Below are 19,198 nucleotides of genomic sequence, written 5' to 3'. Positions count from 1 at the left end.
GAATTCCAGCAAAAAATGTCCACAGTGCGGTCAGTGGTCCCGATGGAGCCAAAGCCCCTCTGACCGTTGCGAACACTGTCAAGCTATACTTGATCCGCAAGCCGTGGAACGCCAGAAAGCACGGCAACAACGCGAACAAGAGGAGGAAAAGCGCTTCTCGATTGAGTTCATCCAAATAAACCCGGATGATTCTTGGTTCACCAAATTCTACAAGCGCATAGGCTTGGGATTTCAGATTGCATTTGCGTCCATTGTTTCTCTCATCATATGGCTTATCGCATTGCTAGCCGGTTAAACTGGAGCACCTTTGGATGGCTCTTCTGGATGCTGGCAGCAGTATATCTGGGGCATTGGGGGTGGCGTTGGCTAGGCTTATCAAGACCAGAGTGGGTGCAGCACTACCTTGATGATTTGCTCTGTCTTCCGCTGGTACTTTCCATTACGTTGTTTGTATTGCGATTTTTTTACGGTACTCAGTTGCGCCTCTCCTGGTACCACGTGGCTTTTACGGTGCTATATTTCACGCTGGCCTTCGAGGTATTGTTCCCGATGTTTATGCCCCGCTATACCGGCGACTGGGTCGATGTAGCACTTTACGCAGTGGGAGGCCTTCTTTTCTACCGCTTCCAGAACAAGTGTACAGGCTCCAGAATCCTGTAATGAATCGCTTTCAAAAGCAACTCTACAAGATTTACATTGCAACTGCCTCTTGCACATCTTAAAATGCTGGGCCAACCCCTTACTAATAACAGACTCATAGTTGAAAGCAACTATTTTGCGTAAAGTATAGCTTCATGTAAATATGTCGCCTACACTATGAGAAATGTCAAAACTCTGGCCGTCCTGAACACGCTTTTCTTCCTGTTGCATTTGTTGCCGTCGCAGCTAACGCAGCTCAGGCTTTTCAATGACCAGACCATCGGCGACGTGTCGGATAAATACCCGGCGCTGTTCACGCCCGCAGGTATAACCTTCTCCATCTGGGGCATTATCTACGTAGCCCTTTCCGCTTTCTGCATTTACCATTTAATCAAAGCCTATAAGGAGTCACCTCAGCATGAGGCAAATGTGGACCTGCAGCGACTAGGCTACTTATTCATGCTGAACAACCTGGCCACAGGTGCCTGGACTATTGCCTGGGTGAACGAATGGCTGGTGCTGTCGGTGGTGCTCATCCTGACGCAGTTGGCAACGCTGCTGGCGATGCATCTGCGGCTAGGCATATTCGACAAAGGTCGTTCTGCTGCCTCCAAGTGGTTTACACAGGTGCCCCTTAGCTTATATTTTGGTTGGATTATTATCGCCACAGTGGCCAACATTAGTTCTGCTTTGGTTGGTTTAGGATGGGATGGCTTCGCCCTGGGTGCTGGTACCTGGACTACGATTATGATAGTGACTGCCACTTTGATTGTCGTATTCGTTGTCTTCACCCGGACTAACCCCTATATTGGTCTAGTAGGTGTATGGGCACTCTACGGTATCATTTTAAAACACCGCCAGCTAGACCTGGAAGAAAGCCCTCAAATCATTACCACTGCCTGGGTTTGTTTAGCAGTTGTGGCTCTGACAGCTATAGTCTCCTTCTTCCGAAACGCTGAAAGAAGACAAAGAACATTAGCTCAGCGCTGATCTTGGTGAATGCAGGTCATGGCACTTGTCTCCATAAATCTGAGTCCGGAGCGACACCAGCAGATTTATCTGCATTTGGTTCACTGAATCACTACAAGCTGATTCACTGCACAGAACTAAGCCTTCTTGGTTTTTTTTCCTAAGCCATGTATAGGTATGCACACACCTATACTTCTCCCTGCTACCTGTACAATTCGAATTTCATCAACCCACTGAATGCCTATACGTTTACCCTAAAGTATTCTATTTCAAAGAAGTATGCTGGAGCTGCTGGAAACAAACACAAACCAGGCCTTTGACCAGATGGTATGGATTCCCGGAGGAACGTTTGAGATGGGCTCCAACGACTTTTACCCGGAGGAAAAACCGGTGCACCGCGTGGCGGTAGACGGTTTCTGGATGGACAAATACCTGGTGACGAATGCAGAATTCAGCGCTTTTGTCAAAGCGACAGGTTACCAGACCGTCGCTGAACGCTTCCCTAACCCGACGGATTACCCTGGAGTTGACCCCGCCTTGCTGGTGCCAGGTTCCCTTGTCTTCCAAAAGCCGGCTTGTAAGGTAAGCTTGAAAAATCACCTTTCCTGGTGGGCCTATGTACCAGGTACTTGCTGGAAAAACCCCGAAGGCTCAACCAGCAACCTGCACGGCCGGGAAGACCATCCGGTAGTGCATGTTACGCACGAGGATGCAGCCGCCTACTGCGAATGGGTGGGGAAAAGCCTGCCTACCGAGGCCGAATGGGAATTTGCCGCACGCGGCGGACTGGAAGGAGCCGTCTATACCTGGGGAGACGATTTTACCCCGGACGGACAGATACTCGCCAACACCTGGCAGGGGGAGTTTCCCTGGCATAACCTGCAAACCGATGGCTACGAAGGCACCTCCCCGGTAGGTGCTTTCCCAGCAAACGGGTATGGCCTGTATGACATGACGGGTAATGTATGGGAATGGACCGATGACTTCTTTCGCCCGAGGCACCCGGAAGATGCAGCCAAAGCTTGTTGCGTGCCACGCAATCCAAAGGTATCAACAGCAGAATCTGGCTTCGTCCAAAACCAACCAGGAAGCAATATCCCCAAGAAAGTGCTGAAAGGAGGTTCCTTTCTGTGTGCTCCCAATTATTGCCTTCGCTACCGGCCGGCAGCCCGACAAGGCGAGGCGATTGAATCCTCCGCCAGCCACATCGGCTTCCGCTGCATCGTCAGGAAACCAAACCCATCTGCAGGGGAATTGTGACAAATTAAACTCAGACTGAATGGATGGTCTTCTGCCAAAGTTCCTCAACATCATTGTGCCAGTGTTTTCGGTACTCAGCATGCTCTCTGCCGGATTGGCGTATACCTTCCATGAAATCGTCAAACCGCTCCGAAATAAAAAGAGGGGTATGTTAATGATAGCTGCCGACTGCTTGCTGGTTCCAGTCCTAACCATTTTCATCATAGTCACCACACTCAGTTTTGAAAGTAAGGGCCCGCTGGTCATGGTCGTCATCCTTTCGCTCACCAGCATGGCCATCCTGTTCCCCCTTGCCTGGTGGCATGAAAAAGGAAAACAAGAAGAAACAACCAAACCCAACATCAGCTATGGAAAATAAACAAGGCGCCGGCCAAAAGAATATCCTGATACTGTGCATGGACCAATGGCAAACACACATGGAAGTACCCGAAGGAGTCAGATTCCCAGCAATGGAAAGGCTGGAGGCGCAGGGGGTTACCTTCGAAAGGCAATACTGCACCGTGCCCATCTGTACGCCCTCAAGGGCAACTATGTGGACGGGGGTCCACGCCATAAAAACGGGTTTGTGGGATAACACCAACTTCGCCTGGATACACGAATTAAGCCAAGAGTTTCCAACCATTGGGCATATGATGCGGGAGCAAGGCTATTATACTGCTTTCAAGGGCAAATGGCATCTTTCAGAAGTCCCGCACAGCGAGGATGCACTGGAGCGCTATGGGTTCTCAGATTTTCAGCAATGGGGAGAAATGTTTGGCATGCCCCTGGAAGGCGCTAAGGTAGATGGCACCGCCGTATTCGAGACTATCGACTGGCTTGAACACAAATCCTCACAGCTAGACCAACCCTGGCTCCTGCTCTGCAATCTCATCAATCCGCATGACATCATGTTCTTTCAGAGCGACCCGATTGAGGAACCGGTTCCGAATGGCGCAATAGCCGGTATGAAAACTCCTGCACAGCGTTTGAGCTGGTTTGAGAAAGAATGGCCGGTTGAGCTGCCAGAAAACTTCGAGGACGATTTACAATACCAGCCTTTCGCGGTACAGCATTACAAAGATTTTATCGACAAAAACTATGGAAAGGTACCGGAGAACCGGCCCGAACTCTGGCGCAAAAGACGGAATTACCTCATCAACGCCATGCGGCTGGTGGACTATGAATTCAACAAAATCATCGAGGCACTGGACAGGCTCGACCTCTGGAAAGATACTATCGTCGTGTTTACTTGCGACCACGGCGAAATGAATGGCGCGCACAGGATGAGCCAGAAAGGTGGCATCCATTACGATGAAGCGGCTGTTGTCAGCTTGACAGTTTGCGTACCGGATGGACCAAAAGGTGCGCGTACTTCCGCTGTGGGTTCCCACCTGGACCTGGCTCCAACCCTGCTGGAATTCGCAGGACTCCAAGAACATGAAATCAAAACCCGATACCCGCACCTGAAAGGCAACAGCCTCAAATCGGCCATTATGAACCCAACTACGGCAGGCCCCCGCGGCAGCCAGAGTGAGCCGGGAAAAGGGGCGCTCTACTGCTGGGATGGCCTGCACATGCTGGATGAAAAGTGGTCTGTATCGGGTGCTCTCCAGGCACTGACGGGAATACCAGCGACAGAAGACAGACAAGAGCACATGCAGGCAGCCGGGAAAAAATACGGTGCTCCAGATTTCAATAACCGGACCTTCTACCGGACTGTGGTGGACGGACAGTATAAACTAGTACGCTGGTTCAGCCCGAGTAACTATGGTAACCCTGCCACATTAGAAGAATTGTACGCCCACAGTGATGTCACCCTGCACGACCTGATCAACGACCCGCTGGAACTGGACAACCTGGCGCACCCAGACCACCCGAAGCATGACCCGCAAGCGGCTGAGAAAATGCTCCAGAAACTGCACCATCTTATTGTGGAAGAAATAGGCGACGACCAGGCACCCTTTGACCTGAACCTATTCGGGACCCGAAAAACGGGCGACGAGACTAATCACTAAGTTTGACAATGCGGGAAACTTCTACTGAGGACAAGGACACAACGACAGACGAGGAATTTCATCTGCCCGGTCTCACCGTGCTGCGCGATGCGGTTCAAAACGCCTCCAGAAAAGTACCGCCACGCAACAAACTCCAGCAGGACGGCATCGCCGGGTTGACTACCGCCGTCAGCAGTCTGCCAGATGGTATGGCGAATGGCTTGCTGGCCGGCGTGAACCCCATCTACGGTCTCTACGCCTGTATAGCGGGACCATTGGTAGGAGGCCTTTTTTCTAGCACGCAACTGATGGTGATTACCGCAACCAGCGCTTCGGCAATCATGGCGGGCCAGACGTTGGGTAGTTTACCGGCGGAGGAGCGGTCGAAGGTATTTTTTCTGCTGGTAGTGCTTATCGGGGTTTTTCAGGCGGCAATGGGGCTGCTAGGTATGGGACGTTTGACACGGTTTGTTTCATTCTCGGTGATGACTGGTTTCCTGACCGGCATCTCAGTGCTGTTGGTCATGAGCCAACTCCCGACTGCTACAGGTTATGAAGCTAGCGGGAGCAACAGCATTGTCAGGACATTTAATCTGCTATGGCATATAAATCAGGTGCATTTGCCTACCACCTCAATGGCTGCATTAACCATATTGCTTGCCATCTTCCTGCAAAAAACCCCGCTTAAGAAGTTCTTTGCCTTGATTGCCATCGCCATCCCGTCACTGATTGTCTTTATAGTAGGGCTGGAAGATGTAAAAGTAGTGCAGGATGTCGGTGACATCACCGGTGGCTTCCCTAGACTGGCCGTACCGCCTTTTTCTGCTATCAATATGGACATCATAACCGGGGCTATGGCGGTAGCGATTGTCATTCTCATACAGGGAGCCGGTGTCAGCCAGAACGTTCCAAACAAAAATGGCCAGAGCACCAGCACCTCGCGTGATTTCGTGGCGCAGGGGGTTGGTAATATGGCGAGCGGTTTTTTTCAGGGGCTTCCAGTAGGTGGCTCGTTAGGCACCACTGCCGTCAATGTGCTGGCCAGGGCACAAACCAGATGGTCGGTCATTTTCTCAGGGCTTTCGATGACTCTGATTGTTGTTGCGCTGTCAAGTATAGTGGCTCATACCGCCATGCCTTCTCTGGGTGCCATGCTCATACTGGCCGGTATCCGGAGCATCAAGCTTTCTGATATTGTCTCTACCTGGAATTCCGGCTGGAAATCGTGGCCGTCATTGCTCGCAGGGGGAGTTACCTTTGGGGCCACCCTGATTCTGCCTATACCTACTGCGGTAGGTATAGGCGTGCTCCTCTCCGCTTTCCTTTTCGTGACCCGTTCGTCCACTGAAGTATCCTTAGTGGAACTTCGAAAGCGTTCGGATGGGAAAATAGAAGAACATACGCCTCCCAAAAAGTTGACAGGGAATCAGGTGACGGTACTCAATGTGTATGGGAACCTGTTTTATGCAGGCGCCAGGACCTTGGAGCATCTGCTGCCAAAACCAGGTAACGTTGAAAACCCCGTGGTTATACTGCGCCTGAGAGGACGCACGCACCTGGGAGCCACCCTCATTTCTGTACTGGCAGACTACTCCAGCCTGTTACAGAGCCAGAAAGGAAAGCTATACTTGACCGGGGTCAGCGAACAGGTATACCGGGAGGTGATGAACTCCGACAAACTGCGTATAAACGGGCCGGTAAAAGCTTTCAAGGTAGAACCTGTTCTCGGACTCTCCACGCATAACGCGGTGGTTGACGCAGAAGCCTGGCTGCTGGAAGATGAAGCAGCGCCTGCTCAACATTGATTCGAGACTTCACTTCATGCTTCCTGGCTAGCTTGATGGCTAGCCATACCTTTTTTTATTCCTTAGTAAATTCCTTAGTGCTTCTCATGGTGTCAATCGGGCGTACTAGTTTTTCTATTTGTGCCCGTTTCGGCTCTAGGAAGGGAGGCAAGGATAGTTTCTCCCCAAGCGTTTCGTAGGGCTCATCCCCCATGAAACCGGGGCCATCTGTGGCCAATTCAAATAGAATCTGTGGCGCGACCCGGGTGTACAAGGACTCGAAGAAGTGGCGGTTGACGTAACCCGATGTAGGAAGCCCTACCTGGCTCATCCATTCGGTCCACTCGTCTAGCACGGCTCGGTCTGCTACCCTGAATGCCGCATGGTGGACCGTGCCAAAACCCTGCTGGGCCTGCCGCAGATTGGGGTTGTCTTCTACTATCACGGAGGCACCGTTTCCACCCTCCCCCATTTCAAATAGATGAAACGCTCCTTCTTGCGCAGTCTCTTTGAATAGAAGCACTTTCTCGAATATCCCTTTCAAGGCATCAAATTGGGATATGCGCACAAAAACAGGGCCGAGTCCCCTAATGGCATGCTCCAGCGGAACCGGGCCTTTCTGCCAAGGTATGCCGGGCGCCACCCCCTTATCCAATTCGTCTGAAATCAATTGGTATTGCTGGTCCTCAAAATCGACAAAAGAGAGTGCTTTCTTGCCAAACTGTTCTTTGATTCCGGTGTGTTTAACTTCCAGACGGTCAAACCGCTTTTCCCAATAGCTTAGAGCTGCATCTGTCGGGACCCGGAAGGATGTCTTGGAAATCTCATTGGTGCCGTGCACCCCTTTCGGAATGCCTGGGAAGTCAAAGAAAGTCATGTCTGTACCGGGGCTCCCTTTGTCATCGGCAAAAAACAGATGATAGGTCTGTATATCGTCTTGGTTGACTGTCTTTTTCACCAGGCGCATACCTAGCACGTTCGTGAAAAAGTCATAGTTCTTTTCTGCGCTGCTGGTGATGGCTGTGACGTGGTGTATTCCTCTCAGTTGGTTCATGTAGTGATTGTGTGAGTGAAACGGTTCTAAAACCCTATACTTGTACTACGAGCTTAGTGGCCAGACGCTACGTTCAATATGTCTTCAAGTACTTCACTATAGCCTGACTGACCCATGTGGTGAGTTGGGGAAAGGCTCTAAAGCAGGTGCGCGTAGAGTGCAAGAGGTAAAATCAGGCTAGCCAAGACCTTCTTTTCCTTGTTTTACCTCGTAGGGTTTTCCTATCAGCTTGACCTCGTAGGCATTGCTGACACCCTTTAGGTTCAGGTAATTGCAACCTACGGCATACGGCGGGTTCCGAAGCAAGCGATACGCAATGGCTGAAATCACAAAGCTATTGTCGAGCTCCTTGGTGGCTGCCTGCAACCGGGCGGCTATATTCACCGGAAAGCCCATCACCGTGAGGTTATTACTTATACCAATGCCCACATTCCCCACAATCACATTTCCCACGTGCACGCCTATACCTACCTCAAAGGTATGGTTGAAGTAGGGTCGCATGTAGGTGTTGTTGAAGATTTTGATATCTTCCAGAATTTTCAGGCCTGCCAGCACAGCCGACTCAGTTGCTTTCTTGATGCGGCTGTTAAGCCCAAAAACCGCGTACAGCCCGTCCCCAGACGTATCGATGATTTCGCCTTGGTACAAGGCGATGGCATTACGAAAGAGCCCAAAAATCCTTCGCATGATGTGGATGACATCGAAGGGAAGATTGGCCTCTATGAAGGGGGTAAAGCTGCGAATGTCGATGAAGAAAAGCGCCAGCTTGCGCCGTTCTCCCATCACGGTCATGGTGCTGTCCTCCTGGCTGTCTATAAAAATATAGCGGTCTGTTTCGTCACGAATCAACCGACGCACCTCCACCCCTTCGCCGGTTACATAAGATTGGCAAGCCAGCCGTACGATATCCGGGAACTTCTTCACGTTCCGGATGGCGCGCTCGTAGCTTGTGGGCGGCGTCAGCTTCTCCTGCCCTTCCACTACCAGTACGCGGCAGGTAGTACATTGCCCTTTCCCGCCACAGGCGTGGTAATGGGGTATACCGGCAGCCAGTGATGCTTGCAACAAGGTCTGACCACCTTCTACAGACACCACTTTCTCGCCTTTAAAATCTACCTGGCAGGCCATAAACACTAATAGCTAAACTGTTTTTATAGATGGTTTTTCTACTCAATCTAGTCAAGTCCTATCTGTGTGACTTGTCGCATGGAAGCAACGGAAATCCTGTCCCGAATAATCCCTTAGCGGGCCTATACCTTCAACAACGGGCAGGGAAATTTGAAATCTATTCTCCTTTTGTCTGTTTGTAAGCGTTCCTGACCCCTTTGCTCCCCTTGCTGAAATTTATTGTTTCCAGTGCTTCCCTGTCCCACTTTGCCAGATTTGCCGCTGCTTCATAGGTGCTCTGCAAGAAATCCATAAGCATACCTGCAGGGTCGTCGGCCTGCTGCACCGCCTCATAGGGTAGAATGTATTCCCGCAGTTGTGCCTCGTAGTATGCCTGTTTGGGTGTTATGTCTGCTTCTTTATACCCCTCTGGCTCCGGATAGATGTAGCTGTAATACGCTGCCTTGGGAAAGGCCTCATTCCCTGGCCAAAAGCCGCAACTGCACACTTCTTTTGAATAGGCATCCTGTGCCACCCAATCAGGAAGGTTGGGCACCCCTCCCGGATGCTTGGGCGCATCGCGACCGGAGAAGCGGGACACGGCCAAGTCAAAGCTCCCCCAGAAGAAATGGACCGGACTACATTTGCCTTGGAAAGCGGCGCGAAACTCGGTGAGGACTTTGTGGCTTTGCATCAGCACCTGGTGGAGCGCTGCAGCATGCGCCGGATGATAGGTGGCATGCTGGAAATCCTTTGGAAAAGGAATCGGATTTTCCAGTTCATTCGGCACTTCGTGAATATTCACTTGAATATCAAACGCACGCAGAGCTTGTAATGTCTTCTCGTAGCAAGAGGCCACTGACAGCTCCTGCAGGCTGATGCTGTGAGCCTCACCCGTGCTGGTGCTGACCTGCAGTTGGTGCTTTGTGAAATCGAAGTCGAGTTGAAAGTATTTCTCCTGGTCAGGTATGGCGCCAGTAGACAGGCCCGTAGGCGTCACATATAGGGCGACATGCCAGGAATGGTTTATCCAGTGCATTTTGGATAGGCGTATTTTCCCTGCTATCTGCGTCCACAGGTGCAGGGTCTCGTACGTGTCTTTAGCTTCGGAGAAAGCAAGCGGGGGCCATGGAGAATTCATAGTATACCTGTTTCTCCTTATAACGCACATCCTGCTTTTTTGTCTTTCTGGTGTACACAATCAGGTTGTTCGTTCGCTTCATTCTACCAGCTCTGTTGTCCATCGGACTATACCTGGCTTGCTGCGCAGGCTTTCAAAGAGTTTGTAGTTCAGTAAACCTACTGCTCGCCTTCTGCAGGTATGGCTCAGTGGCAACTGCATACCTTGGAATAGATTGATGACTGACAGTACCTACTAAAATGAAAAGCCCCTCCTCTTGGGCTGAGGGGCTTTTCAGTCAGTTAATTGTATATTGTTCAAGAGGCGCAGCAGGTATAGGTGTCACCTCCAACGGGTTCTGAGGAAATCCATACCTCCGTTTGCCTGAATCGGCTGCTGTCCCCTATACCTTTACAATTTGTCAAGCATGTCGCCCAGGTCGCTCACACCCAGCGTGAACCAGATACTCACCAGACCCAGGATTATCTTTATAGCAAGCGGAATCGAAAAGCCGAGTTTCCCCCTGAGTTGTGCATCGGTCTGTGGGATGTAGAGCAAGGATAGAATCAGGAAAACCAGCCCCGGAACGGGATGTACCAAAACCAGGTTCAGTACACCAATCGCGAAAATAACTATACCCAGTATCCAGCTGGTAATGTTCAGTGTCATAACGTTGTCTTTCATAGTGTTCATGTTTAGCTTCCGGCGAATGGTGACCCAAATATACCAACTGCAAGCTCAGCCCAGATGAGGAAGAGCACCACTAGGATTACGGCTATGACAGCGAGTGCATTGTCCTGGCTTTTTATCTTTCGCAAGACCAGTTCACAGAGTAAGCCCGTGCCAAACAGCAGGACACCCATGACCAAGAAATCAAATGCGTCCCAGTTTACTTCGTCGGTGAACTGCATGGCTACCAGCGGAATGAGTAGTATAAACACTACTGTAAGCATAATACCGATAAGTCTTTTGTTGTGTGTAAGCATAATGGTTCTGTTTTAGGTTAAGGATATAATTATAATAGTTTTCTAGCATTACAAATCCATCAGCATCATTTCTACTTTGTCGGGTAAATCCCCTACTCCCATCGTGGCCCAAATGATGAAGATGCCCAGCACGATTTTCACTATCCTCATTCTAGGTATAGTGAAGCCTACCATTTTCTTCAAGATGTCATTCACGGGAAGGAAGTACACGAGCGAAAGCAGGATGATGAAAATCCCGAAGCCCGTGTCGCCTCCCCAAAACGTGTTCACAAAACCGGCTGCGAAAAAGAGCAGTCCAAAAATCCAGCTGATGATGGTCAAAGGATTGATTCTCAACTCTGAGGCACTTGATTCGTTGTTCATAAATTTCTTATGGTTAAAATTTTATTGTCTGTAAGGGATTATGCAAAGCTGAAAATCAAGGGGAAGAGGAAAATCACGACAATTGCCCAGGCGCAGTAGATGGGCAGGAAGAGGGCGATGGATTTGCCAACCGCCGCGATATCGGATTTCCTGGTGAGTGACTTGAAAAGCTGTACTGTAATGAAGAGCAGGTTCAGCAGCATCAGCAGGTTGCTGCCCATTACGGCCAGCCTGTTGGGGGTAATGCCCCACTCCGCTATCCGGAACAGAATGGCCGACAAGGCTATTCCATTCACCACAATCGTTACAGATGACAAAAGGAACAGCACCCAGGTAGCCGTCGTGTTCCTGCCTGTTTTGGAGCCTTCTGCCACCGAGAAGAAAATGATGGCCATCACCCCAATCAGCAGCAGGTTGAAGATAATCAGGAACTCCCTGTCGTTGTAGGGGTCTTTCCCGGAATAGACGATGGCGCCCAGGTATATCACCAGCATGATTAAAACCAGCGGGCTGAAAATCTTAGCGATAACCGGAGAGACCTTGTTTACCAGCTGCGGGTTGGTCTGGGTGAGGTAGGTACCTACGATAGGCGCAGCTGCCAGCCCGAAAATGGCGACGTACTCAAAATAGAACTGCTCAATCTGGAACCCAATCAAGGCAAACAACCCAATGGTGAGCCCTGTCATAATGCCGCCTGCAATCAGGATGAGGGTCGTCATCACAATCAGGTCGCCGTTATACCTGAGGTAGTCGAGCCGCCGGGTATAATCCGAGAGGTTTCGGCCTACATAGGCGGCCCCCAGGAGCACCCACAGCAGCAAGGGTAAATGGATGCAGGCCAGCACCAGGGTATCGCTTGTGGTGGAGACAGGCAGGAAGTTGATGTAGACGAGAGAAATCAGCATTACGCCATAGAGTATGGCAACTTGTCTGGTGGGCAAGTTGTTTTTCCAGGCAAAGTAGGCCGTGAGGAGCGGCAGAAAGATGAAGCCAATATTCCTAGGGTAGAAGAACTCTTCGTTTATCTGGAACATGGCCGGTATTTTGGCAATCAAACCAGCGATGAGTGAAGCGACAACCACGAACCACAGCTCCCTGCCTGTCCCCCAGTTTATCTCATCACTTTCGTAGTACAGCCTTTCGTTCCAGAAATCGGCCAGGGAGTTGCCTCTCAGTTCAGGGTATAGCGTGCTGAACTCCCGCTTGAACGGTGCTTTGTTGGTTCGGTACAACCTCTCGAGCTGCCCGGGGTCGTTTAGATGGTTCAGTATTTCGTCTTTCATGGTATTAGGCTTTTGAGTCATATTCACTGTTCTGATTTCAGATTCGCCGGAATGCTTAGTCCCACATGGTGCCGTGCAGTCCCAGCACAATACCTAGCCAAAGCACAAGGAAGAGCACCAGCAGGCTCAGGACATTTGCCAATACCCTGCGCCAGCCGCCTTCATACCGTAGATAATCCATGAGGTGGTAAAACAGCCCACCCATAGCACCTGCCAACGGTACAACCAGCAGGGGCTTGACCATCCAGTACCTGGACCATTCTGGTTCAGGCTCGCCTGCACCGAGCAGGAAAAATGAGATGAGTACCAACCCGATACCCGCGCCCACCAGCATGCGCATACCTAGTGGGTTGGAGTGAATTGGCTGTGATGATGCATTGTCTCTCTTGTTCATGATATTATAATTTAATGTGTGCGTGAATTCGTTATTTTTATTTAAAGTACTTTGAGTTTCAAAGTTTGAATGCAAAAAAATATCAGGCGTCCTTCCTGTTGTTCAAAATAAGCTGTTCCAGTGCATCCAGATGCGCGTTGAACGCCTCACGGCCAGCTGGGGTAGCCTGGTAGGTGGTGTTCGGCTTACGGCCCACAAACTGCTTCTCCACCTGCAGGTATTCGGCCTCTTCCAGCGCGCGCAGGTGGCTGGCCAGGTTGCCGTCTGTCAGTTGCAGCGTGTCTTTCAGCGTACTGAAGTCAACCCTCTCTTCCACCATCAGCACAGACATAATGCCCAACCGCGCCTTGCTTTCGAAGGCCTTATTTATATTTTCAAGGTAATCTTTCACAGGCCTGCTAGCGTTCGTACTTGAAATACATCAGCGTACCATACACGATGTGCAGCAACCCGAAACCCACAGTCCAAGCCAGCAAACCATACCCTACAAAGAAGCTGGCAAGCAAACCCAATGCTATCTCAAACAAGCCCAGGTACCGGATATCGCTCAGGGTGTACTTGCTGGCATGTAGCAAAGCACATCCATAGAAAATAAGCATCACAGGCGCCACCAGGTATAGCAGGTTGTGGTAAATCAGGATGGCGCAGAAAATGCCGCCTGCTGCCAAGGGTATAAACAAGTTGACCAGCATCCGCTCCGTTTTGCTGTCCCATATCCGGTGGTTGGTTTTCTGAACGTTGCGAATAGTAAAATAGGCTGCCGAGCAGAAGGCGAGAATAAATACAAACGCCGCCACGGCCACCATAAAAAGAACCGCTTCCCTGGTCAGGTTCAGTCCTGCATCCTGCTGATAGTTGATGTTGTGCGTTACCAGGTACCACTTGACGACAGCCGCACCGATGAGCGCCGAGACGCCGGCTGCTACTCCTGAAAGTCCGCTCAGCGAAATAAAACGCGACGAGCGGTCCATGATGTTCCGGATTTCGTGCAGGGTGGCTAATTGGTCTTGCTGCTGGTTCATGTTAAAGTACTTTGTGTTTCAAAGTTAATAAGGCTTTACGCAAAGTCAAGCAATATGATTTAATTATTTTTTGCAGGTATACGGTACAGTTCAGGTATAGCCCCTGCCAGGTATGAGGAAGTGAGGGGAAATAGTGCCCATATAACACGACAAGGCCGGATATAGAAGGTTATTCCCTTGTATCTGGCCTTGTCGTGTTATATGGGGGCAGTAAAGGCTACAGGTTCAAACCCTGCTATACCTGCTCCTGATGGGCACTGCTTGGAAACAGGTAAGTAGAGCAAGCAGGGAACATTACCGCTGCGTTTTCACCTCACCCAGCAGCAGGTATAGCGAGAAGGCACCGACAGCCATGACCAGGTCACGCACCGCTATGTCCAAATACTGGCCGGTGAGCAGCAGGTTCACAGAGATGCTTACCAGCCACAGCCCTACCACCAGCGCCCCGATTCTAGGCTTAATCAGCACCAGCAGGCCAGCCAGGATTTCGATTATACCCACCACACCCATAAAGGTAGCCGTGCTGAAAGGCAGCATATCAGCCACCACCGGCGCCAGGTATTGGCCCCAGTCGGTGAGCAGGTGCGTGAATTTGTCAAGTCCCGCCACTATAGGAACCAGCGCATACGTATACTTCTGTAGCGCGATAGCGGTGGCGATTCGGTCGTAGGCAGGGCGCTCGGCACTGGGTACGCCAGTTGATGCAATTGTTTCCATGATGTTTTCCTCCATTCGTTTAAATCTTATAATTAGATGAAGCGGTTTGAAATTCGTTACAACATCCTGTAACCATATGACCAGCAGTGCATCTAATCATTGACATCGACCATTCAGAACCATGAAACATGTAACGGCAGTAGAGAAAACTGAGCTGACGGATGCGGCCATCGTCGCGCGCGTGCTCGAAGGAGACATATCGCTGTATGAACTCCTGATGCGGCGGTATAACCAGAAGCTTTACCGCGTAATCAGGAGCTACCTGAAGCAGGAGCAGGAAGTGGAGGACACCATGCAGGATACCTACCTGAGGGCTTATGAGAGGCTGTACCAGTTCCGAAACGACGCCCTGTTTTCCACCTGGCTCATCCGGATTGGGATAAACAACGCATTGGCCCGGCTGCGGGAGCAGAAGCGGATTTCACCCTACGCGCTGTTGGTAGACCAGCCAGAAGTGTTGCCCCATTTCCTAAACCTGACAAACGCCATGAACCCCGAGCAAATCGCCATACGGCAGGAAGTGAAGCTGCTGCTTGAGAAAGCCATTGACAGCATACCGGAGAAGTACAGAATCATCTATACCCTGCGCGAAGTGGAGGAGATGCCCATTCAGGACGTTGCCCAATGCCTGGACCTGTCAGAGGCGAACGTGAAGGTGAGATTGCACCGTGCCAAGGCTATGCTTAAAGAGAGCCTCTTCAAGCTGTCTTCTAGCGGAGATGTGTTTGAGTTTGGCAACAAGCGCTGCGATGCCGTAGTGGTGCGTGTGCTGGCAGCCCTGCCTTCTGATAAGGAGGTATAGGCTGTGCAGCCGAGTTTTGTATACCTCATTCCGAAGGTTTTCCCCTGAGGAAGTCTATCCTCGTTCGGTCATACAGGCTATACCTTGGTTACCGTGGTAGACACTCCAGCTGATACACCCTGGCTGCATTAACGGTAGAAATAAGCGTAAAATTTCTCCAGGTACTCCGCCTTGCTCAACTTGCCGTTTTTGTTCTGGTCCCAACGAGTGAAAACCCCGACTGCCATTTCATCTAGGTCCACAAGTTCATCCTGGCTCTTATCCCACTCTTTGAGCAATTCCAGGCCGTCTATACCCTTCTCAAACTCCGCTTCGGTTAAGATTCCGTCCTTGTCTTGGTCCCACTTTGTCCAGGACTGGTTCTTGATGCCGAAGTCTACCATAAACCTTTGCCAATCAGCCTCAGAGACAGTGTAATCGGCATTTGTGGCTGCCATAATCAACAGCACCTTGCTTAACCAGTTGGCATCAAACACATACCCGTAGTCCCAATTATTGAATCCAGCCTCCCAGTAGTTAAATCTTTCCCCATTCAGAGCCTCAGCGACTTTGGAGTTTGAAAACGCAGAAAAGAAAGGCATACTAAAATCCGGCTGGCTAATATCCGAATCATGCAAGGTGAAAACAACCGTACGGTTCCCCATGTTCTGGCTTCTGTCTTTGGCTTCAACCGTTAGGGTATAGGTTCCGGTTTGTGAGTTTTTGGGTAGCAGATAATCCAAGTTCATGTGGTATCGCTGGTATTCATGATAAGAAGTAATGTTAGCATTTGAAATTATCTGAGCATCGCTACCAGGTGTAGCCAGGACAACCCGTACATTGTCGAGTTCCTTGTCTTCCATAATTTCAAAAGTTACGTGTATCGCACCTATAACCAACAAAGAGTCATTGGCCATCGGTGTCAGAATGGTCACTGCCGGGGCAACGGTGTCGGGCACCAACTTAGGAGTCGGTGCATCTACCTCTTCGTCGCATGCCAGCAACGCCAGAAAAGGTAGAAGTAAATAGAAGCGAGTGTACCTTTTCATAAATTTCCTGGCTCTAAAGCATCATGGTTTTTTTATGGCTTTGCTACTACAGATACAACTTTATCGGGGGTATAGATAAGTGTTGAACTTTTCTAAGTACTCCTCCTTTGCTAACAGATTGTCTTTGTTCTGGTCCCAATGAGAAAAAACCCCTGTAGCTAGCTCTTCCAGGTTGACTATTTTATCCTTGCTCCTGTCCCATTCTTTAAACAAGCCCAAGCGGCTGATTCCCAGTTCAAATTCCATATCATTCAGGTTTCCGTCATTGTCTTCGTCCCACTTCGCCCAGGACTGATTCTTCATGCCGAAGTCTGCCATAAACTTTGTCCATTCAGCCTCAGAGATACTATACTCGTCATCAGAAGTTGTTACCATGAGGTACAGCACTGTGCTCAACCAATTCTCACTGAAAGCATACCCTTCATCCCAAAAATTATAGGCGAACCAATCCAAGGGGGCAGAGAGTTTCTCATAGAACGCATTATCGAAAGAACGTTCAAATGTAGCTCTACTCACGCTCGGCGCCTTCACGGAAAACGTAACCGTTTTGATGGTCACATTCTGGCCAATGTCTCTGGCTTCAACCGTTAGCGTATACACCCCTGAAGCGGCGGCGTTTTTGGGCAAGCGATGAAGTACACCTGCCGTGTAATTTTTTTCTTCACTGAATGGGACTTTGACATCTGATATGACCTGGCTGGCACGACCTGGTTCAGCTAAAGACACCCGTACATTTTCAATCCGTTTGTCATCAGCCACTTCAGCAACTACTCCAATTACATCAATTATCAGCAGAGAGTCGTTGGCTGCCGGCGCCTGAATGGCGACTGTCGGGGCAACAGTATCGGGCAGCAGCTTGTTAACAGGAGCAACATCCTCCTCGTCGCATGCCACAAAAGCAAGGCAGGTCAAGATAAAGAAGTAGCAAGTACACCTTTTCATTACTTCTATTGGTTTAAAAATCCCAGGGTATAGCATGATAATTAGCTGACTCAATAAGCCTCTTGTTGCAGCACTGCAAACGAAGGAAGAATACATCACCCTCGTAAATGCGTTTCAATCAAGCAATGAGGTTAGCTCATAATTGGCAAGAGCTCTGTTGTCAGAACCAGAGGAAAGAGAGGAGGGCAAAGCTGGTACAGGTTCCGCCTTAACGGAGTATGACCTTCTTACTGCAGCTCAACTATAATACGGATTATTACAACTTAAATCCAAATCTCAAATTACTGTATTACAGATACTTAGTAAATCAACATCAAAGAATGGGGAATCGTGACTTTGGTGTGGCGCAACTACCCCTGCAAAAAAAGCCCGAACTATACTTGGTATGGTTCGGGCTTTCCTAATACTAATGGTTTGTCTATAGCTACATGTACACCCGCAGCAGGGCAAAGGCAGTCATGAGGAGCCAGATGGAGTTGAGTACCCAGCTAGCATGCGCCTTTTTGAAAAAAGCGTACATAATCAAGAAGAAACACCCTATGATGTTCATCATCAGGTACTCCAGCGACTGGCTCCCAATCATGTTCAGGCTATTGAGGCTGAAGGCCGTGAGGGAAAACAGTGCGCCTACCCACCCTATGCCTTCTTTTGCGAACTTTCTTGCTGCTAACATCGGTCTTCACTTTAGTTTATCCAAAATTAGTGTGCGTGCATCGCTCTAAAAATGCTAATATTGGATTGACTAATGCATAAACCGATTCAGCAGGTATGGAGCTGCAGCAAATAAAGTATTTCTTGGTGCTGGCGCAGGAACTGCATTTCTGGAACACCGCCGAGCGCATGTTCATCACGCAGTCGGCGCTGAGCAGGCAAATCAAGGCGCTGGAAGAGGAGTTGGGCGTGCAGCTTTTTGAGCGGAGCAAGCGGAGCGTGAAGCTGACGGCGGCCGGGGCTTTCCTGCGAGACCAGTGGCTCCCGCTGCTCGACGAGATAAACCGCATCAACAGGCAGGCCCGGAAAATACACGAAGGCGCCTATGGGACTATCACCATCGGCTATCCGGGCTCTATCGCCTACAGTTTCATGCCAGAGCTCATCCCCCGCATTTCCCACGCCTTGCCTGAGCTCAAGGTGGTGCTGGTGGAGCCAACTGACATCAGTTTCGAGCAACTGCTGCTCGACTATCAGATGGACATCGCCTTCCGGCGGGATCCGGCAACGAACCCAGCCCTGCAGTCCATCTGCCTGTACTCTGAAAATTTTGCCCTGGTGGTACCGGAGAAGCATTACCTGAACGAGCAGAATTTCAATGGTCTGCACGACTTGAAGGACGAGAAGTTCATCCTCTCCGGCTTGGAACAGAAGTCCTTTTATATCTCCAGCCTCCATCAGATTTTCGATGATTATAACTTCAAACCGAACGTCTACATCGAGACGGACTTTGGCGGCATGGTGCTGGGATTGGTGTCCAAGGGACTGGGCGTTTCCATTTTACCCGGCTCCTACTCCTTCAGTTCCCTACCGAATGTGCGTTTCATCCAGCTGCCCTACAAGGTGAACCTCTATGTGACCTGGCGGAAAGAAGACAAGAGCCCGGTGATACGTAACGTGATAAGCCAGGTGCAGGAAACCGCTCTGAAGTTCGCCTTGAAAGAGGAGGTATAGCCATACCCAATACTGGCGCTATAGCATACCTGCCTTTTAACAGACACAGCCGCCCGGTTTACTCCGGGCGGCTGTGTCTGTTTCTATACC

The 19,198-nt window shown here is 50.2% G+C and carries 23 protein-coding genes; 9 read left to right on the top strand and 14 right to left on the bottom strand.

The features are described from left to right. The first annotated feature begins 103 nt into the window (after window positions 1–103). The 7 genes from B051_RS22505 to B051_RS21525 all read left to right on the top strand — a co-directional run bounded on the left by B051_RS22505 (window position 104) and on the right by B051_RS21525 (window position 6,646). A complete protein-coding gene (locus B051_RS22505) occupies window positions 104–295 on the top strand; it encodes a hypothetical protein (protein ID WP_157578962.1) in 192 nt (63 codons plus the stop codon). Continuing rightward, complete coding sequence (locus tag B051_RS22765) at window positions 268–660, top strand: hypothetical protein (protein WP_071594910.1); 393 nt, start codon at window positions 268–270, stop codon at window positions 658–660. The genes B051_RS22505 and B051_RS22765 overlap by 28 nt, the downstream gene beginning before the upstream one ends. A 156-nt stretch (window positions 661–816) precedes the next feature. After that, window positions 817–1,629, top strand: a complete 813-nt coding sequence (locus tag B051_RS0116530) for a hypothetical protein (protein WP_018479332.1) — start codon at window positions 817–819, stop codon at window positions 1,627–1,629. A 258-nt stretch (window positions 1,630–1,887) separates the two neighbouring features. Beyond that, window positions 1,888–2,868, top strand: a complete 981-nt coding sequence (locus B051_RS0116525; RefSeq protein WP_018479331.1) for a formylglycine-generating enzyme family protein — start codon at window positions 1,888–1,890, stop codon at window positions 2,866–2,868. 19 nt (window positions 2,869–2,887) lie between these two features. Then, the gene (locus B051_RS0116520) at window positions 2,888–3,226 is read left to right on the top strand and encodes a hypothetical protein (RefSeq protein ID WP_018479330.1); all 339 of its coding nucleotides are present in this window, start codon (window positions 2,888–2,890) and stop codon (window positions 3,224–3,226) included. Continuing rightward, a complete protein-coding gene (locus B051_RS0116515; protein ID WP_071594909.1) occupies window positions 3,216–4,862 on the top strand; it encodes a sulfatase-like hydrolase/transferase in 1,647 nt (548 codons plus the stop codon). The genes B051_RS0116520 and B051_RS0116515 overlap by 11 nt, the downstream gene beginning before the upstream one ends. An 8-nt stretch (window positions 4,863–4,870) precedes the next feature. Then, window positions 4,871–6,646 (top strand): SulP family inorganic anion transporter, encoded by a 1,776-nt coding sequence (locus B051_RS21525; protein WP_018479328.1) that lies wholly within the window; start codon window positions 4,871–4,873, stop codon window positions 6,644–6,646. A 55-nt stretch (window positions 6,647–6,701) separates the two neighbouring features. Here the strand turns inward: B051_RS21525 and B051_RS0116505 are convergent, their stop codons facing one another. From B051_RS0116505 to B051_RS0116455, 11 genes are all read right to left on the bottom strand, one after another. Next, entirely contained in the window at window positions 6,702–7,679 is a 978-nt protein-coding gene (locus B051_RS0116505; protein ID WP_018479327.1) for a ring-cleaving dioxygenase, read from the bottom strand. 177 nt (window positions 7,680–7,856) lie between these two features. Further along, window positions 7,857–8,807, bottom strand: coding sequence for an adenylate/guanylate cyclase domain-containing protein (locus B051_RS0116500; protein WP_018479326.1), 951 nt, complete (start codon window positions 8,805–8,807; stop codon window positions 7,857–7,859). A gap of 157 nt (window positions 8,808–8,964) precedes the next feature. Next, entirely contained in the window at window positions 8,965–9,927 is a 963-nt protein-coding gene (locus tag B051_RS22900; RefSeq protein ID WP_018479325.1) for a DUF5996 family protein, read from the bottom strand. 390 nt (window positions 9,928–10,317) lie between these two features. Beyond that, complete coding sequence (locus tag B051_RS0116490; RefSeq protein WP_018479324.1) at window positions 10,318–10,590, bottom strand: hypothetical protein; 273 nt, start codon at window positions 10,588–10,590, stop codon at window positions 10,318–10,320. Between the two features lie 11 nt (window positions 10,591–10,601). Beyond that, a complete protein-coding gene (locus tag B051_RS0116485; protein WP_018479323.1) occupies window positions 10,602–10,892 on the bottom strand; it encodes a hypothetical protein in 291 nt (96 codons plus the stop codon). A 48-nt stretch (window positions 10,893–10,940) separates the two neighbouring features. Further along, window positions 10,941–11,255 carry a hypothetical protein gene (locus tag B051_RS0116480; protein WP_018479322.1) on the bottom strand — a complete coding sequence of 105 codons (315 nt, stop codon included), beginning with the start codon at window positions 11,253–11,255 and terminating at the stop codon, window positions 10,941–10,943. Between the two features lie 38 nt (window positions 11,256–11,293). After that, window positions 11,294–12,538, bottom strand: a complete 1,245-nt coding sequence (locus B051_RS0116475) for a DUF4153 domain-containing protein (RefSeq protein WP_018479321.1) — start codon at window positions 12,536–12,538, stop codon at window positions 11,294–11,296. 55 nt (window positions 12,539–12,593) lie between these two features. Then, window positions 12,594–12,932, bottom strand: a complete 339-nt coding sequence (locus B051_RS0116470) for a hypothetical protein (RefSeq protein WP_026236468.1) — start codon at window positions 12,930–12,932, stop codon at window positions 12,594–12,596. Between the two features lie 82 nt (window positions 12,933–13,014). Then, a complete protein-coding gene (locus tag B051_RS0116465) occupies window positions 13,015–13,323 on the bottom strand; it encodes a winged helix-turn-helix domain-containing protein (protein ID WP_026236467.1) in 309 nt (102 codons plus the stop codon). Window positions 13,324–13,330: 7 nt separating this feature from the next. Then, entirely contained in the window at window positions 13,331–13,954 is a 624-nt protein-coding gene (locus tag B051_RS0116460; RefSeq protein WP_018479318.1) for a hypothetical protein, read from the bottom strand. A 294-nt stretch (window positions 13,955–14,248) separates the two neighbouring features. After that, window positions 14,249–14,686 carry a hypothetical protein gene (locus tag B051_RS0116455; protein ID WP_018479317.1) on the bottom strand — a complete coding sequence of 146 codons (438 nt, stop codon included), beginning with the start codon at window positions 14,684–14,686 and terminating at the stop codon, window positions 14,249–14,251. Window positions 14,687–14,792: 106 nt separating this feature from the next. Here B051_RS0116455 and B051_RS0116450 point away from each other — a divergent pair, with 106 nt between their 5' ends. Continuing rightward, the gene (locus B051_RS0116450) at window positions 14,793–15,473 is read left to right on the top strand and encodes an RNA polymerase sigma factor (protein ID WP_018479316.1); all 681 of its coding nucleotides are present in this window, start codon (window positions 14,793–14,795) and stop codon (window positions 15,471–15,473) included. 128 nt (window positions 15,474–15,601) lie between these two features. Here B051_RS0116450 and B051_RS0116445 read toward each other — a convergent pair whose 3' ends face one another. The 3 genes from B051_RS0116445 to B051_RS0116435 form a co-directional block, all read right to left on the bottom strand. Then, complete coding sequence (locus B051_RS0116445) at window positions 15,602–16,501, bottom strand: EF-hand domain-containing protein (protein ID WP_018479315.1); 900 nt, start codon at window positions 16,499–16,501, stop codon at window positions 15,602–15,604. A gap of 60 nt (window positions 16,502–16,561) precedes the next feature. After that, window positions 16,562–17,443, bottom strand: a complete 882-nt coding sequence (locus B051_RS0116440; protein ID WP_018479314.1) for a hypothetical protein — start codon at window positions 17,441–17,443, stop codon at window positions 16,562–16,564. Between the two features lie 424 nt (window positions 17,444–17,867). Further along, a complete protein-coding gene (locus B051_RS0116435) occupies window positions 17,868–18,116 on the bottom strand; it encodes a CBU_0592 family membrane protein (RefSeq protein WP_018479313.1) in 249 nt (82 codons plus the stop codon). A gap of 95 nt (window positions 18,117–18,211) precedes the next feature. On the opposite strand from B051_RS0116435, the gene B051_RS0116430 reads away from it, so the two are divergent. Then, on the top strand, window positions 18,212–19,108 hold the full coding sequence (locus tag B051_RS0116430; protein ID WP_018479312.1) for a LysR family transcriptional regulator: 897 nt from the start codon (window positions 18,212–18,214) through the stop codon (window positions 19,106–19,108). Window positions 19,109–19,198 lie beyond the last annotated feature (90 nt).

Origin of the sequence: Pontibacter roseus DSM 17521 (assembly GCF_000373265.1) — a bacterium.
Taxonomy (GTDB): Bacteria; Bacteroidota; Bacteroidia; order Cytophagales; family Hymenobacteraceae; genus Pontibacter; species Pontibacter roseus.
This window is presented reverse-complemented; position numbering and strand designations above follow the sequence as displayed.